The 15,719-nt window shown below is 70.9% G+C and carries 13 protein-coding genes; 1 reads left to right on the top strand and 12 read right to left on the bottom strand.

The features are described from left to right. From CCL05_RS30445 to CCL05_RS30395, 11 genes are all read right to left on the bottom strand, one after another. Nucleotides 1–512, bottom strand: a 512-nt coding sequence (locus CCL05_RS30445; RefSeq protein WP_086563910.1) for a TetR/AcrR family transcriptional regulator, incomplete at its 3' end; no start/stop codon positions are given. Between the two features lie 81 nt (nt 513–593). Then, entirely contained in the window at nt 594–1,466 is an 873-nt protein-coding gene (locus tag CCL05_RS30440) for a carbohydrate ABC transporter permease (protein WP_086563909.1), read from the bottom strand. Beyond that, nucleotides 1,456–2,475 carry a carbohydrate ABC transporter permease gene (locus tag CCL05_RS30435; protein WP_086563908.1) on the bottom strand — a complete coding sequence of 340 codons (1,020 nt, stop codon included), beginning with the start codon at nt 2,473–2,475 and terminating at the stop codon, nt 1,456–1,458. The genes CCL05_RS30440 and CCL05_RS30435 overlap by 11 nt, the downstream gene beginning before the upstream one ends. Nucleotide 2,476: 1 nt before the next feature. Beyond that, nucleotides 2,477–3,769: an ABC transporter substrate-binding protein gene (locus CCL05_RS30430; protein WP_086563907.1), complete on the bottom strand. Its 1,293-nt coding sequence runs from the start codon at nt 3,767–3,769 to the stop codon at nt 2,477–2,479. 285 nt (nt 3,770–4,054) lie between these two features. Next, nucleotides 4,055–5,092: a LacI family DNA-binding transcriptional regulator gene (locus CCL05_RS30425; RefSeq protein WP_086563906.1), complete on the bottom strand. Its 1,038-nt coding sequence runs from the start codon at nt 5,090–5,092 to the stop codon at nt 4,055–4,057. Between the two features lie 56 nt (nt 5,093–5,148). Beyond that, complete coding sequence (locus tag CCL05_RS30420; RefSeq protein ID WP_086563905.1) at nt 5,149–5,553, bottom strand: VOC family protein; 405 nt, start codon at nt 5,551–5,553, stop codon at nt 5,149–5,151. A 139-nt stretch (nt 5,554–5,692) separates the two neighbouring features. Continuing rightward, on the bottom strand, nt 5,693–6,742 hold the full coding sequence (locus CCL05_RS30415; RefSeq protein WP_086563904.1) for a 1-aminocyclopropane-1-carboxylate deaminase: 1,050 nt from the start codon (nt 6,740–6,742) through the stop codon (nt 5,693–5,695). 37 nt (nt 6,743–6,779) lie between these two features. Next, on the bottom strand, nt 6,780–7,421 hold the full coding sequence (locus CCL05_RS30410; RefSeq protein WP_086563903.1) for a GntR family transcriptional regulator: 642 nt from the start codon (nt 7,419–7,421) through the stop codon (nt 6,780–6,782). 140 nt (nt 7,422–7,561) lie between these two features. Continuing rightward, nucleotides 7,562–9,145 carry a TROVE domain-containing protein gene (locus tag CCL05_RS30405; RefSeq protein WP_086563902.1) on the bottom strand — a complete coding sequence of 528 codons (1,584 nt, stop codon included), beginning with the start codon at nt 9,143–9,145 and terminating at the stop codon, nt 7,562–7,564. 345 nt (nt 9,146–9,490) lie between these two features. After that, nucleotides 9,491–10,933 (bottom strand): alkaline phosphatase PhoX, encoded by a 1,443-nt coding sequence (locus CCL05_RS30400; protein ID WP_086563901.1) that lies wholly within the window; start codon nt 10,931–10,933, stop codon nt 9,491–9,493. 153 nt (nt 10,934–11,086) lie between these two features. Beyond that, nucleotides 11,087–12,505: a hypothetical protein gene (locus CCL05_RS30395; protein WP_086563900.1), complete on the bottom strand. Its 1,419-nt coding sequence runs from the start codon at nt 12,503–12,505 to the stop codon at nt 11,087–11,089. A 317-nt stretch (nt 12,506–12,822) separates the two neighbouring features. Between CCL05_RS30395 and CCL05_RS30390 the strand changes: the two genes are divergently transcribed. Then, nucleotides 12,823–14,652 (top strand): endonuclease/exonuclease/phosphatase family protein, encoded by a 1,830-nt coding sequence (locus CCL05_RS30390; protein ID WP_086563911.1) that lies wholly within the window; start codon nt 12,823–12,825, stop codon nt 14,650–14,652. A gap of 54 nt (nt 14,653–14,706) precedes the next feature. Here CCL05_RS30390 and CCL05_RS30385 read toward each other — a convergent pair whose 3' ends face one another. Further along, complete coding sequence (locus CCL05_RS30385) at nt 14,707–15,393, bottom strand: antibiotic biosynthesis monooxygenase (protein ID WP_086563899.1); 687 nt, start codon at nt 15,391–15,393, stop codon at nt 14,707–14,709. Nucleotides 15,394–15,719: the final 326 nt, after the last annotated feature.

The following is a 15,719-nucleotide window of genomic DNA, read 5'->3' as shown; positions in this document are numbered from 1 at the left end:
TCCTCGTCCGCCGGCTCCGCCGCCGTCGTCACGCCGTGAGCCAGTCGCAGGACGTCGATCGGCTCGACGTCCCGCCGGAGCGTGCCCTCCTCCTGTGCTGCCCGGACCAGGCGCCCCGCCGCGCTCTTCACCGAGTCACCGCAGGCCGTGGCCACGGTCGAGTCGCTCTGCGTGACGGCCGGGCCCAGCAGGGCCCTGAGGCCGCGCATGCGGGTCATCCCGGCGCCGAGTTCGTACAGCCACTCCACCAGCGCCTCGCCGGGCGCCAGTTCCGCCGCGAGTTCACCGGCCCGGGCCGCCATCGCCTCGATGCGGTCGAGGTAGGCGGCCTCCAGCAGCGCGTGCCGGGTCGGGAAATGCCGGTACAGCGTGCCGGAGCCGACCCCGGCCCGCTTGGCGATGTCGTCGAGCGAAGCGCCCTCACCATGCTCGGCAAAGGCCTCCACGGCCACCTTCAGCAACCGCTCGTGATTACGCCGGGCATCCGCCCGCATGGGCCTGACCTGCGCCATGCAGCCACTCCTCACGAACCGGGGACCCTCTCCGTACCCTACCGAGAACGGCCGGCGGGCTGAGGTCCGTACCCCGCCGCCTCACATCTTCATCGCCCCCGCCGCCAGGTCCCGCAGGAAGTGCCGCGCCCCGATCAGGAACACGACGATCAGCGGGATGACACTCATCAGCGCGCCCGCCATCACCAGCGCATAGTCGGTGTTGTAGAGGACGTTGAGATTCGCCAGGGCGACCTGGAGAGTGACCCTGTCGGGGTCGATCATGACGACCAGGGGCCAGATGTAGTCGTTCCAGAGGCCGATGAACGTGAAGATGCCGAGGAAGGCGAGGGCCGGCCGGAACAGCGGCAGGGCGACCGTCCAGTAGAGGCGGAAGAAGCCGGCGCCGTCGATCCGCCCGGCGTCCAGCAGCTCGTCCGGCAGCGAGTTCTGCGCGTACTGGCGCATCCAGAAGATGCCGAAGGCGTTCGCCGCACCGGGAATGATCAGCGCCTTCAGGGACCCGGCCCAGCCGAACGCGGCCATGGTCACGAACTGCGGCACCAGGGAGAGCTGCGCGGGGATCATGTACGTCACCAGCAGCATGCCGAAGAGGAACTTCTTCGCCGGGAACTCGTACTTGGCGAAGGCGAACGCGGCCAGCGAGTCGAAGAACAGCACCAGCACGGTCCCGAGGACGGCGACGACGACGGTGTTGAACAGCGAGCCGAAGAAGTCGACGGTGTCGAGCACCCGCCCCATGTTGTCCAGCAGATGCGGCCCCGGCACCAGCTTGGGCGGGTAGCGGTAGATGTCCTGCGTGGTGCCGGAGGCCAGCACCACCAGCCAGTAGAAGGGGAACAGCGAGACCAGCACACCGAGCAGCAGCACCGCCCGGACGCAACAGCGGCTGAGCCTGCTGCCGGAGCCGATGGCCAGGCCCGCGTTCCCGGGCGGCCTCTGTTCAACGGCCATTGCGTGCCCCCTTGCGGCGCAGCAGTCCGGCGATGCCGGGCCGGCGGTCGTCGTCCGAGCCGGCGACCAGACGCCAGTTGATGACGGTGAAGACCGCGATGATCGCGAAGAGGACCCAGCCCATGGCGGCGCCGTAGCCGAACTGGTGCTCCTTGAAGGCCTTCTGCCACAGATAGAGCACGATGGTCATCCCTTCCTGGCCCGGCCCGCCCGTGGTTCCGACGTCGGTCGACTGGAAGAGCACCTGGGACTCGGTGAAGATCTGCAGCCCGTTGATGGTGGAGGTGACGGCGGCGAAGAGCACCACCGGCCGCAGTTGCGGCAGGACGACCCGGAAGAGGGTCTGCCTGCTGTTCGCGCCGTCGACGCGGGCGGCCTCGAAGTGCTCGGTGGGGATGGCCTGGAGGCCCGCCAGGAAGATCAGCGCGTTGTAGCCGACCCACCGCCAGATGATCATGATGGAGACGGACGACTTGATGCCCCACTCCGAGGACAGCCAGCCGACCCCGTCCAGCCCGACCGCCCGCAGTACCGAGTTGGCGAGGCCCGCCTGGGCGAAGACCGAGCCGAACACGACGGTCATGGCGACCATCGAGGTGACGTTGGGGACGAAGTACGCCACCCGGTAGGCGCCGGCGAAGCGGACCTGCGAGTGCAGCAGGAACGCCAGCACCAGGGCCAGGAACAGCATCGGCACCGTGGACAGGAACCAGATCTCGAAGGTGTTGAGCACCGAGTGCCAGAACACCGAGTCCCGCAGCAGCCAGCCGTACTGCTGGAACCCGACGTAGCGCATGTCGCCGATGCCGTCCCAGTCCTGGAAGGACAGGTAGACGGAGAAGAGGATCGGGAAGGCGCCGAAGACGGCGAACAGCACGTAGAACGGGGAGATGGCGAGCAGCGGCGGGAGGTGCCGGCGGCGTCCGCCCGGGGTGGTGGGCCGGGTACGGCCGGCGGGCGGCTTCTCGTTCGCCGCCGGCGCTCCGGCCGGTTCGAGCACGGTCGCCATGTCAGCTCACCCCCGCGCGGGACAGCGTGGTCTCGGCGGTGCGCACGGCGTCCCGCCAGGCCCGGTCGGGGTTCTTGCCGAGCATCTCCACATTGGTCAGCTCCTGGAAGAACGGGGTGTTGGCGGACTCCTCGTAGGGGCTGAAGTAGACGACCGGGGCCTTCCGGGCAGCCGGGCCGAAGACGTCGATGGGCTGCTGACCGCCGAAGAACGGGTCGGGCCTGTGCATCGCCGGGTCGGCGTACGCGGCCGGAGTGGTGGGGAACAGGGCCATCTCCTGGTAGCTCTTGAGCTGGTTCGCCGGGCTGAGCAGCCACTTCAGGAAGGCGAAGCCGGCCTCGGGGTCCCGGCAGTAGCGGGTCAGCGTCATGTACGAGCCGCCGTAGTTGGCGGGGCCGTCCGGCATGGTGGTGAGCCGCCAGGACCCGGCGGTCTTCGGGGCGGTGTCCTTCAGGCCGTTGATGGCCCAGACGGCCGTGGTCATCGTGGCGATCCGGCCTCCGCTCATGGCCGCGTTGAAGTCGGGGGTGCCGTCCGTGATCCTGGCGCTGAGTCCCTGGCGCAGGATGTCCACGGACAGGTCCCAGGCCCGCCGGACGTGCTCCTGGTCACCGATGAAGCGGTTGTCGGCGTCGACGAACTGCCGGGTGCTCTGGAGCAGGACCTGCTGGAAGACGTTGCCGATGTTGCTCACCAGGTACGGCTTGCCGGGGCCCTTCGCCCGCAGGGTGCGTCCGGCGGCGATGAACTTCTCCCAGGTGGGCATCTCCCCGGCGACGTCCGCCGGTTCGTGGGCCAGTCCGGCCTCCCGGAAGAGGTCCCTGCGGTAGTACAGCGCGGTGGGGCCGGCGTCCAGCGGGAAGCCGATCATCCGGCCCGTCGGAGTGAAGCAGGCCTTCCACTTCCACTCGAGGTACTGGTCGCGGACGGACTCCGCGCCGAGTTCGCGCAGGTCGAGGAACTCGTTCTCGTCGGGGAAGAACGTGGCGAGGTTGTCGTTGTTCACGACCGTCACGTCCGGCACGTAGGCGCGCGCGGCGAGACTGGTGCGCACCTTGGAGTCGATGTCGCCGTCGGGTATCTGCGAGCCCCGCACCTTCAGCACCGGCACTCCGGGGACGCCCCGCCTGGCGGTGGCGAGCAGCTTGTCGCTGAGCGAGCCCTTCCAGTACCAGAGGCTGAGGTGGTCGGTGCCGGCGGAGGCCGATCCCTCGGCCGACCCGCATCCGGTCAGCCCGAGCAGCCCCGCCCCCGCGCCGCCCAGGGAGGCCCCCAGAAAGCGTCTGCGGGACATCGTTCGGTGTTCCATGGGCGCGCACTCGCTTTCCGGGCGTGCCGCGGCCGGGCACAGCACTGCCGCGGGCCCGTCTTTCACGGGATGGGGGGCTTCCCTGATGAGGAAGTGAACGGAAGACAACGATGTCGGCGGGCGGGCGGGTGGTGGTCGGCCGACGATCTCGCTGGGGGTGTGTGGGCTCGTGAACGTTCACGTGAGCGTTGCCGTCGAGTATCGGGGCGCCCGAAAACCGGTGTCAAGGGAACTGCGCGGAACGATCCGCCGGGCCGCGTGCCCGGGTCGTCAGGCGGAGGAGCGGACCACCAGCTCGGGCACCACCCACGCGTCCGCGCCCCGCAGCGGCTCCTCACCCGCGCGCAGCCGGGCCACCTGCTCCACGGCCAGCCGCCCGAGCTGCCGCTTGTCGATGTGCAGGGTGGTCAGGGCGGGTTCCACCAGCTCGCCCAGGGAGAGACCGTCGAAGCCCAGCACCGCCAGATCGTCCGGAACGCTCCGGCCCTGGCGGCGGGCGGTGCGCATCGCCCCGACCGCGATCAGGTCGTTGAAGCCGAAGACCGCGGTGATCTCGGGCCGCGCCGCCAGGAGCCGTTCCATGCCGGCCTCGCCGCCGGCCACGCTGTGCTCCGGGCACACCACGACCCAGTCCTCGTCGACCGGCAGTCCGAGCCGCCGCACCTGCTCCAGGAAGGCCAGCCGGCGCGGGCCGGGGCCGTGCACGCCGTCCAGCATGCCGATCCTGCGGTGCCCCGCGCGGAACAGGTGGTCCATGCCCTGCTCGACCCCGGTGGCGGCGTCGATGCCCACGGCCGCGAACCCGGTCTGCTGCGGGCCCCGCTCCAGCAGCACCAGCGGCACGCCTCCCAGGTGCCGGGCGAGGACGTCGTCCGGGTCCTTGAAGTAGCCCACGACCGCGTCCGCCTGGTGGGAGAGCACGTCGAGCGCCTGCCGCTCCCTGGCCTCGTCGATACGGGAGTCCCACACCACCACCTGCCAGCCGCGCTGCTCGGCCGCCTCCAGCACTCCGGCGGCCACCTCGGGGAAGAAGGGGTTGCGCAGGTCCGGGATGACCAGGCCTGCCGTCACCGCCCCCTTCTGGACGAGTCCGCGCGCGAAACGGCTGGGCCGGTAGTCCAGGAGCCGGGCCGCCTCCAGGACCCGTTCCTTGGTGGCCGGGTCGATCTCACCCTTGTCGTTGACCGCCCGGGAGACCGTCTGCCGTGACACCCCGGCCAGTCGTGCGACGTCGTGGATCGTGGCCCGGCGCCGGGCACCACCGGGTCGCTCGGCACCCGGCTCCGCCCACTGATTGTCGGTCCACACGCTGAGCACCTTATCCGGCGCGGCACGCCGCCCGGCAGGGCGACCGCGCGGGCCCCTCAGCCGCCGAGCTCCGTGAAGAGCGTCAACTGGAGGGCACCCGGGGCCTCCAGCCGGGAGTTCAGGGAGTTCCAGGGGGTGCGCGTGGGCTCGGCGACCACTTCGGCTCCGGCGGCGGCCAGCTTCGCCGTGACGGCGACGGAGTCGTCCACCTGGAAGGCGACCCGGACATGTCCGGCGACCCGCCGCCCCACCTCGACCTCGTCGATGAAGGCGGCGTGGTTCGGGTCGGTCAGCTCCAGGGTGGCCCGCCCGGCCTCCAGGATCGTGACCCGCCCGCCCTCCGACGCGAACGCGCCCTGCTCGCTCAGACCGAGCACGTCCCGGTAGAAGTGCAGCGCGGCGTCGTAGTCGTCGGCGGTCACGACCAGGCGGAGTTCTCGCACGGCGGGTTCGTCGGGCATGGGGGGGCTCCTTCGTAGGGTCGCGCCCCGTCAGGGGCGCGGGGAACTGCGCGAACAACCACGACGCACCCGCGGCCTTCCAGCACGGCAACCCGGCAGACGAGGAGCCCGGCCCAGCCGGCGCAGCGCCAGGCCCTGCTCAGAACAGCGCGCTGTACGCGTTCAGCGCCGGCTGTCCGCCCAGGTGGGCGTAGAGCACCGTGGAGTCGCGGCCGATCTCGCCCCGCGCGACCAGGTCGGTCATCCCGGCCATGGACTTCCCCTCGTAGACGGGGTCGGTGACCATCCCCTCTGTGCGGGCCGCGAGCCGCATCGCCGACAGCGTGGTCTCGTCGGGGACGCCGTACGTGCCCGCGTGGTACCGCTCGTCGAGTTCGACATCGGCCTCGGTCAGCTCCCGCTTGACGCCGATGAGCCGGCCCGTGCGGTGCGCGATCCGGGCGATCTGGGTCCGGGTGGCGGCCGGTTTCGCCGAGGCGTCGATGCCGAGCACCCGCCGGGGACGCCCGCCCGCCTCCTCCAGCGCGGCGAACCCGGCGACCATGCCGGCCTGGGTGGAGCCGGTCACCGAGCACACGACCACGGTGTCGAAGAAGACGCCCAGTTCACGCTCCTGCTCGGCGACCTCGTACGCCCACCCGGCGAAACCGAGGCCGCCGAGCGGATGGTCGGAGGCCCCGGCCGGGATGGCGTACGGCTTGCCGCCCGCCTCCTCGACCTCCCTGAGCGCCTGCTCCCAGCTCTCCTTGAACCCGATCCCGAACCCGGCCTTGACCAGCCGTACGTCGGCTCCGGCGAGGCGGCTGAGCAGGATGTTGCCGACCTTGTCGTACACGGCGTCCGGCCAGTCCACCCAACTCTCTTGCACCAGCACGCACTTGAGCCCGGCCCGGGCGGCGACCGCCGCGACCTGGCGGGTGTGGTTGGACTGCACCCCGCCGATCGACACGAGCGTGTCGCAGCCCTGGGCGAGCGCGTCGGCGACCAGGTACTCCAGCTTGCGGGTCTTGTTCCCGCCGTACGCGACACCGGAGTTGCAGTCCTCGCGCTTGGCCCAGAGGGCGGCACCGCCGAGGTGCGCGGTCAGCCGCTCCAGGGGATGGACCGGCGACGGCCCGAAGAGCAGGGGGTAACGCTCGTACGAGGCGAGGGACGGGGAAGACGAAGAAGGGGACGGGGAACGGGACATGGGTCCTCCCGGGTCGGGACGGGATGGCGATCGGTCTTCAGTCGGCGAGCTCTTCGAGCCCCCGCCAGATCTCCGCCGTGACGCGGACCGCCTCGGCCGCGTCACCGGCCGCACAGGCCTCGATCAGCCGTTCGTGCAGCCCGGCCGAACGGCAGCTGCCGCCCTCACCGAAGCGCCGTCGCTCCAGCCGGCGGATGAGCGGGGTGTAGCGGGCGACGGTCGCGGCGGCCGCGCGGTTGCCGCTCACCCGGACCAGGACGTCGTGCAGCGCGTCGTCCGCGCGCAGGGCACCGTCCACGTCTCCGGCGCCGACGGCGGCGGCGAACCGCTGGTTGGCGGCACGCATCGCCTCGACGTCCGCGGCCCCGAGCCGGGGCACGGCGACCCGCGTCACCAGCTCGTGCATGGCGCCGACCACGGCGGCGGCGTCCCGGACGTCGGAGGCCACGAGCGGGGTCACCCGGGTGTAGCTCTGCGGCTTGCTCTCCAGCAGCCCCTCGTCCACGAGCCGGGAGAACGCCTCCCGCACCGGCGCCCGGGACAGCCCCAGCCGCTCCGCGAGCTCGGCGTCCCGCACCACCGCACCGGGTTCGATCTCCCCGGCCACGATGGCGTCCCGGATCGCCTCGTACGCACGGTCCCTGAGCAGGGTCCGGGGCACGGGCCGGATGGCCTCCATAACTGAAATGTTAGATGTCAGCCCGGCCGAGAACAAGGCCCCGTCGAGAACAAGGGCCCGTCGGGAACAGGGACCCGTCGGGAACAGGGGCCCGGACAAGATCGTGGCCCGCACTCCCCACGGGGTGCGGGCCACGTCTCTCAGACCGCCCAGGGCCAGTCGGCGTCACGGGAGGCCTCGATCAGCGGAACCATCCGGAACGCCGCGTCCGTCAGGCCCCCGAACGTGTGCCGGTTGCCCTTCCCCGACGGGCCGTGGCCCGCCCGGTATCCGGCGAGGTTCCAGGTGTAGACCGGCACGCCGGCCGGGACCTGCTCGGTCGGGTCACCCCGGTGGTGGTGCGTGTACTGCTCGTCGGTGACGATCAGCACCCGGTCGTGCTTCCGGTAGTGCCGGCGCACCGCCTCGGTGGTGTCGGTGCCGCCCAGGTCGCCGAAGCGGTCGAGGATCTTCAGCACCGACTCGCCCTTGCGGAACCTCACGCGGTCGCTCGTCGAGCCGAACTCGACCAGGTCCGCTCGCTCCGCCCGCAGCGCGAGCGCCGTGCCGAAGATCGCAGCGGCGTCGGCGCGGTTCAGCTCCGAGCGGTCGGACAGCCGCGACCAGAACATCGAGCCCGAGCGGTCCACGAGCACCAGGGTCCGGCCGGGCAGCGCGGGCACGTTGGCCAGCGAGTGGCCGAGCGCCCGCTCCAGCGCGTACGACCAGCGCAGCGACGGCGCGTGCTGGTACGCGGCGAGGTACCGGAAGGGGAACTGCCGCGAGCGCACGACCTCGGCCGGGTCGCTGATCCGCGCGGCGACCCGCTCGGCGACCTCGTCGGACACCCCGGCCTCGTCGAAGTTCCGCAGGTTGCGCACGAGCGCCATGGCGCCCATGGACGGAATCACGGCCTCCCACGCCGCCTTGTCCATCGGCCCCTGCAGCCAGCCGGCCAGCGTCTCCCACGTCATCCCCGCCTCGGCTAGCCGCTCGGCACCGCCCTCGGCGGTCACGACCGCGCGCCGCTGAGCCACCGGCAGCGCCATCAGCTCGCGGTGCGCGGTGAGGACGCGGTCCGAGGCGGGCGGCACAGCGGTGTCGGGGTGGTGCCGCCGGTCCAGGGCGTACCGGAACATCTCGCCCTGCCAGGGCTTGTCCGGGTCCGGCGCGGCGTGCACGAGGTTGAGGATGTCGCCGAAGCGGTAGCCCTTGGAGGCCGTGTCGTACTTCAGCAGCGCCTTGCCGTGGTAGAGGCGGCGTACGGCGTCGGCGATGCCCCGCTTCACCGGCTTGGGCACATTGCGGCCGTACGTCGCCGTCCAGTACGCGAGCAGTTCGCCGGGCTCGTCGGGCCGCTGGAGCACGGAGGCGACGACCTGCCGGCCCGTGGGGCCGCCGGTCGCGCCCGCGTCCAGGCGGGCCTTGACGTACTCGGCGGCGCCGACGACGGAGGCCGTGCGCAGATTGCCCTCGCCGCGCAGCCAGCCGAGCAGGCCGGCCGTCCACACCGGGTCGGTGACGGCGAGCTCGCGCACGAGTTTCGCGAAGCGGTCGTCGCGGTCGGCGCCGGTCTCGTAGAAGGTCTGCTGCGAAACGAAGTTGGACACAGCGAGCAGGAAGAGCTCGGAGCGGACGTCACGCTCGCGGCCCCGGCCGCCCTCGTAGGTGCGCAGCACTCGCCCGGTGGAGGTCACACGGGAGACGGGACGCGCCCGCGCCGCCTTGCCGTTGAATCGCGCCATGGTGAATTCCCCCGAATTCTTTGCAGGTTTCCGAGAGAAGCGCGGCATATGGGAAAGGTGGATGCCCGAGAACAGAAGTCGGCGACGGACTAATCCGGATGCTCTGCCGATTGAGCTACAGCGACCCTAAGCCGCTGACGGGATTCGAACCCGCAACCCTCCGATCAAAGGAAGTAACCGTTGCCTGCGCACCGGGCACCCACCCCATGCAGCGCCTCCCGAGATCAAGTCGGCGGCGGCGTCGGATTCTTTGGAAGAGAAGTAGCCGCTGCCATCGCACCGGGAGGTGCGTGACGTTGTGATCTCACTGTAGGAGGCGCAGCGCGGGCACTGCGAGCGAATTAACTACCGCTTCTGCCGCTTCCACGGGCCGGTGATGGCGAGCATAATGCCGGGCGTCTGGATGTTGGCGAAGAGGGTCCGGCCGTCGGGTGAGAAGGTGACCCCGGTGAACTCGCTGTATTCGGGCTCCTCCTCGGTGCCGATGTTCAGCTCGTTGCGGGCGATCGGGTAGGTCCGGCCGCTGTCGGTGGCCCCGAACAGGTGCTGCACCCCTTCCCCGTCCTCGGCGATGACGAGGCCGCCGTACGGGGAGACGGTGATGTTGTCCGGGCCGTCGAACGCGCCGTCCTTGGAGGGGTCGGGATTCACTCCGAGCAGGACCTTCAAGGTCAGCGTCCGGCGCCTGGGGTCGTAGAACCAGACCTGGCCGTCGTGTCGGCCGGGGCTCTCCTCGCGGGCGTACGAGGAGACGATGTAGGCACCCCCGTCGCCCCACCACATGCCCTCCAGCTTGCGGGCGCGGGTGACCTCCCCCTCGCCGAACTGCTTGCGCACGGGGGTCGTACGGGCGTCGCGGTCGGGCACGTCCACCCAATCGACGCCGTAGACGGTGCCGGTCTTCGTGGCGCGGGACAGGTCGTCGACGTACTTACCGCCCGAGTCGAAGCACTTGGGTGCCTGGAGGACGCCGGCGTCGTCGGCGAGCTCGCGGAACTCTCCGGGGCCGTACGCGAAGCCCTCGGGCGGGGTCCAGCGGTAGAAGAGGCCGTTGGGGCCGGCGGCGTCCTCGGTGAGGTAGGCGTGGCCGCGCCTGGGGTCGATGACGACGGCCTCGTGATCGTAGCGGCCGAAGAACTTCAGCGGCTTGGGGTTCCGGTTGGCACGCCGGTCGCTCGGGTCGACCTCGAACACGTAACCGTGGTCCTTGGTCATGCCGTTGACGCCGGCCCTGTCGGAGTTCTCCTCACAGGTGAGCCAGGTGCCCCAGGACGTGCGGCCGCCCGCGCAGTTGGTGGAGGTACCGGCGATGCCCACCCACTCGGCGACCCGTCCGTCGGGGCGTATCTCGACGACCGTGCAGCCGCCGGCGGCGGCCGGGTCGTAGACGAGGCCCTCGGTGAGCGGCACCGGGTACTTCCAGTTGGCGCGCGGGCCCTTCAACTCGTGGTTGTTGACGAGCAGGGTGGTGCCGCGCGGGCCGTCGAAGGTGGCGGTGCCGTCGTGGTTGGAGGGCGTGAACTCACCGGACTCCAGCTTGGTCTTCCCGCTGTAGGTGATGACGCGGTACGAGAAGCCCGCGGGCAGGGCGAGGATCCCCTCGGGGTCCGGTACGAGCGGCCCGTAGCCGACCCCGTGCCGGGCGTCCGCCGCGCCCTCCGCGCTGTCGGTGTCGTAGGACGCCAGGGCGTTCGGCGCGGTGGCGAGGGCCCCGACACTGCCCGCGAGCGCGACACCGGCACCGGTGATCGCGGAGTGTCTGGCGAAGTCCCTGCGGGTGAGCGACATGGTGTCTCCTGTGACGGTGGATATGCCGTGGAGGATGGCGGACCTCATTCGCCGCCACCGTCCCGCTCATCCATGAACGCCGGTTGAACAACACCCCAGGGGCGCGGGGAACGGCGCGCCAAGCCACAACGCACGCGCACCCGCAAAACAGGATCAACCCCCCTGTTGCGACCGCGCCTTAAAAGCCGCCTTCCGCGCTTCCTTCGCAACCTTCTTGTCCGGATGCAACCGCCCCATCGCCTCCAGCACATCAGCGGTCGCGGGATGATTAACCCGCCACACCGCCTCGAAAAACCCACCGTGCTGCCGCGCAAGCCCCTCGACCAACGCCCGCAGCTCCTCGGAATTACCCTCCGCCGCCAGCTGCGCGGCCACCGTATCGATGGTCAGCCAATAGACCATCGCCTCCGACGGAGCGGGCACATCCGCCGCACCGTGCTCGGTCAGCCACACCCGGGCGAGCCCGCCCAACTCGGCATCGTCGAGCACCTCCCGGAGCGCCGGCTCGGCCGAAGCACCCACCAGCGACAACGCCTGCTGACACCGCAACCGCCGCAGCGGCGCCCCGGCATCCGCACCCCGCGCCGCCGCCAGCAGCTCCCGCGCCGCGTCGAGCGATTCCCGCCGCTGGAGCCACTGCTCGGTCTCGGCCTGCGCCGCACCCGGCGGGAACGCCGCCGTGCCGTCGAGCAGCGCGTCGGCTCCCTTGTCCGCGAGGTCCCCGACGGCCGGCGCGTCGAACCCGGCCTCCAGCAGCCGGGCGCGCAGGCCGTAGAGCCCGAGCGGGGTGAGCCGGACCATGCCGTACCGGGAGACGTCGGCGTCGTCGACGGGCCCCGCGGGCTCCTCGTCGGCATCGGCCATGAGCGCCTCGTCGACCGGCTGGTACGCCACGAGGCCCACCGGCTCCAGCATCCGGAACTGGTCGTCCAGCCGCATCATCGCGTCGGACACCTGCTCCAGGACGTCGTTGGTCGGCTCGCCCATGTCGCTGGGCACGATCACCGACGCGGCCAGCGCGGGCAGCGGCACGGGCGCCTCGGCGGGCGTGTCCTCGCCGGCCGTCAGCAGATAGAGGTTGCCGAGCACGCCGTCGAGGAACTCGGCCTCGGCCTCCGGGTCCCAGTCGAGGGCGGAGAGGTCGACCTCGCCGTCCTCGGCCACGAGCCCGTCCAGGTCGGGGACGCTCGCGTCGGCGAGCACCGTCTCCAGGGCCGCGAGCCACACCGTGAGCACGTCCTGCGGCGAGCCGCCGGTGAGCAGCGCGAGGTCCTCGCCCGCCGTGACGGTGCCCTCCTCCTCGTCGACGATCTGGACGAGCCCGGTGTCCACGGCCACCCGCCACGCCTCGCCGGCGTCGGCGGCGGCGTCGTCACCGCTCAGTCCGAGCGCCTCGGCGGCCGCGGGCAACTGTTCGTCGACGAGCCCTCCCCCGGCGTCGACCCGGGTCTCCGGCCCGGCCCAGCGGGCCAGCCGGGCGGCACGGGACAGCAACGGCGTGGACAGCGCGTCGCGCGCCAGCTCCGCTTCGGACGTCAGCCGCACCGGCGGCAGGGGGGAGCTGTCTGACATCGGGGGTTTCTCCTAGGGCGCCTCATACGACTCAGCCGCTCAGCCTAGACGGATTTACACCCATGCCGCCTACTTCATGTCCCCGTCAGGAGCTGTACATGGCCGAAACCTTGACAAGTGCCCTGAGCAGGCTGGAGATTGACGCGCGTAGAAGTCGGCGGACACTTGTGCACCGGGCCGGCCCCACAACCCTGCCCGTCCACCGCTTTCTACGCGCGTCACACCGCCCGCCCCACAGGTAGCGGCAGACAGTCCACGCTCCACCCTCGTCCCGGCGCCCTGTCATGTCCCCGGAGGGATCCCCGTTGCCGAGCAAGTTGCCGAGCAAGTCGTCCGCGCGCCTCGCCGCGCTCACCGTCGCCGCCGTGTGCTCCGCGGCATCCACGATCGTCCTCACCGCCCCCGCACACGCGGACTCGGTCCGCATCCACGACATCCAGGGCAGCACCCGGATGTCGCCGTTCGCCGGCAAGCAGGTCACGGACGTGACCGGAATCGTCACCGGCATCCGGACCTACGGCTCGTCCCGCGGCTTCTGGATACAAGACCCCACGCCGGACGCCGACCCGGCGACCAGCGAGGGCGTCTTCGTCTTCACCGGCTCCGTTCCGAAGGGGGTCGCCGTCGGTGACTCCGTCACGGTCAGCGGCACGGTCTCGGAGTACGTCCCCGGCGGCACCGCCTCCGGCAACCAGTCGCTGACGGAGATCACCAAGCCGACGACCACGGTCGTCTCCAGCGGCAACCGGCTTCCCGCCGCCACGACGATCGACGCGAGGTCGGTCCCCGCCGCCTACACGCCGTCCGGCGACACCACGGCGGACGGCTCGATCAACGCAATCCCCCTCAAGCCCTCGACATACGCCCTGGACCACTACGAGGCGCTGGAGGGCATGACCGTCCGCGTCACCGACACCCGTGTCGTGGGCGCCACCGATCCGTACACCGAACTCTGGGTGACGGTGAAGCCGCACGAGAACCGCAACCGCCACGGCGGCACGGTCTACGGCTCCTACGACGCCCAGAACACCGGCCGCCTGCAGATCCAGTCCCTCGGCTCGACGGCCGGCTTCCCGAAGGCGAACGTCGGCGACACCCTCGCCGGCACCACGGCGGGTCCGCTCGACTACAACCAGTTCGGCGGCTACACCCTGGTCGCGAGCGAACTCGGCACGCTCGAGCCGGCGGGCCTGAAGCGCGAGACGACGAGCAAGCAGCGCTCCTCGGAACTCGCGGTCGCCACCTACAACGTCGAGAACCTCGACCCGGCCGACGACACCTTCGCCGAGCACGCCTCCGCGATCGTGAACAACCTGAAGTCGCCGGACATCGTGTCCCTGGAGGAGATCCAGGACAACAACGGCGCGAAGAACGACGGCACGGTCGCCGCCGACCAGACCATGACCAAGCTGATCGACGCGATCGTCGCGGCCGGCGGCCCGAGGTACGACTGGCGTTCGATCGACCCGGCCGACAACGCGGACGGCGGTGAGCCCGGCGGCAACATCCGCCAGGCGTTCCTGTTCAACCCGGAGCGGGTCTCCTTCACTGACCGCGCGGGCGGCGACGCCACGACGGCGACCGGCGTGACGAAGATCCGCGGCAAGGCGCACCTGACGCTCAGCCCCGGCCGCATCGCCCCCGCCGACGAGGCCTGGAAGAACAGCCGCAAGCCGCTGGCCGGCGAGTTCGCCTTCCGCGGCCGCACGGTCTTCGTGATCGCCAACCACTTCAACTCCAAGGGCGGCGACCAGGGCCTGACCGCCCAGTACCAGCCGCCGGCCCGCAGCTCGGAGACCCAGCGCCACCGGCAGGCCACGCTGGTGAACGCCTTCGTCAAGGACATCCTCGACACCCAGAAGAACGCGGACGTCATCGCCCTGGGCGACATCAACGACTTCGAGTTCTCCCGGACCGCGAAGCTTCTCGAAGGCCGCGGCGAACTCTGGTCGGCGATCAAGTCGCTGCCCAGGAGCGAGCGTTACTCATACGTCTACCAGGGCAACAGCCAGGTCCTCGACCAGATCCTGATCAGCCCCTCGATCCGCCGCGACTGCGACTTCGCGTACGACAGCGTGCACGTCAACGCGGAGTTCAACGACCAGATCAGCGACCACGACCCGCAGGTCCTGCGCTTCCGCCCGTAACCCGGCCGGGGCCGGCTGCACCGAAGGTCCAGCCGGCCCCGCCGCACACCGCACTCACCCGGGCACGAGCCCCAGGGCATGCCGGTACCGGCTCCCGCTCGATCCCTTCATGCCCGGGTACGTCCGCACGCGCTCCCACACGTCGGTCCCGGGCGCCGCCAAGGCCTCGTCGTAGGCCTGGTCGCTCTCCCACTCGGCGTAGTTCAGCACATGCCCGCCATCGGTACTCAGATGGAAATGGGCGGAGATCAGCCCGCCATCGCCCTGCGGATCGTCACCCAGGGCCTTGTGCACGAGATCGACCCACTCCTCGCGCCGCTCCCCGGCCCCTTCCTCGAAGTCGATCCGCACGGTGACGATCAACTCCGGCACCCGAACGTCCCCGACGGCCCGTTCCCGGCTGCGGTACCGCCGGTACCGCCCGAGTCCCACGCGCTCGATCCCGGGCACGGCGGTGTCGATCTCGTCGACCCGCTCCTGCCGATGCGTCTTGACGAAGGCCTCGTAGGCGGCCTCGCCGCTCCACTGCGAGTAGTGCATCAGCGTGGAGCCGTCGTGTCCCGCGTACACGTGGTATCCCAGCAGATCACCAGCGGGCCACGGCCGCCGCTCCCAGGCCCGCCCGATCACCTCCACGGTCTGCTGCTGCCGCTCGGGGGTACCGACTCGCCAGGTACTGAAGAAGGGAGCACCGATGCGGGGGTCGGTGAGGTCGGGGTGCTGCTCGGTTCGACGGCTCATGGAACGCTCCAGTCGTATGCGCCGGTTGCCTGCACACCCCACCTTTCAACCTCGACCAAACTTGAGGTCAAGCACGACTGCCCGCAGCTAGGGCGGCCACGACGCACCCCGCACCCGCCGACGGCGAGAAGGGGCCGTGTCGGGGGGTGTCCGCCCGCAGCGGTTGGCGCGTCAACGCCAGTCAGTTGGTAGGTGACCCCATCGCGCCGTTCCGAGGACGGACACCCCCCGGCGCGGCCCCGACCCACCACCCAGCGTCAGGCGTACGACGCGGCACCCCCACCGAAGCAGCCACAGGCCCCCTCAGCCACACGAAGCACTCCTCA

The sequence above is a fragment of the Streptomyces africanus genome, assembly GCF_002150735.1.
GTDB classification, from domain to species: Bacteria; Actinomycetota; Actinomycetes; order Streptomycetales; family Streptomycetaceae; genus Streptomyces; species Streptomyces africanus.
This window is presented reverse-complemented; position numbering and strand designations above follow the sequence as displayed.

What these genes read in the sequence shown, in the direction of transcription:
- CCL05_RS30440 (WP_086563909.1), bottom strand. Translation starts at nt 1,466, where the DNA reads ATGGCCGTTGAACAGAGGCCGCCCGGGAACGCGGGCCTGGCCATCGGC.
- CCL05_RS30435 (WP_086563908.1), bottom strand. Translation starts at nt 2,475, where the DNA reads ATGGCGACCGTGCTCGAACCGGCCGGAGCGCCGGCGGCGAACGAGAAG.
- CCL05_RS30430 (WP_086563907.1), bottom strand. Translation starts at nt 3,769, where the DNA reads ATGTCCCGCAGACGCTTTCTGGGGGCCTCCCTGGGCGGCGCGGGGGCG.
- CCL05_RS30420 (WP_086563905.1), bottom strand. Translation starts at nt 5,553, where the DNA reads ATGCCCGACGAACCCGCCGTGCGAGAACTCCGCCTGGTCGTGACCGCC.
- CCL05_RS30415 (WP_086563904.1), bottom strand. Translation starts at nt 6,742, where the DNA reads ATGTCCCGTTCCCCGTCCCCTTCTTCGTCTTCCCCGTCCCTCGCCTCG.
- CCL05_RS30410 (WP_086563903.1), bottom strand. Translation starts at nt 7,421, where the DNA reads ATGGAGGCCATCCGGCCCGTGCCCCGGACCCTGCTCAGGGACCGTGCG.
- CCL05_RS30405 (WP_086563902.1), bottom strand. Translation starts at nt 9,145, where the DNA reads ATGGCGCGATTCAACGGCAAGGCGGCGCGGGCGCGTCCCGTCTCCCGT.
- CCL05_RS30400 (WP_086563901.1), bottom strand. Translation starts at nt 10,933, where the DNA reads ATGTCGCTCACCCGCAGGGACTTCGCCAGACACTCCGCGATCACCGGT.
- CCL05_RS30395 (WP_086563900.1), bottom strand. Translation starts at nt 12,505, where the DNA reads ATGTCAGACAGCTCCCCCCTGCCGCCGGTGCGGCTGACGTCCGAAGCG.
- CCL05_RS30385 (WP_086563899.1), bottom strand. Translation starts at nt 15,393, where the DNA reads ATGAGCCGTCGAACCGAGCAGCACCCCGACCTCACCGACCCCCGCATC.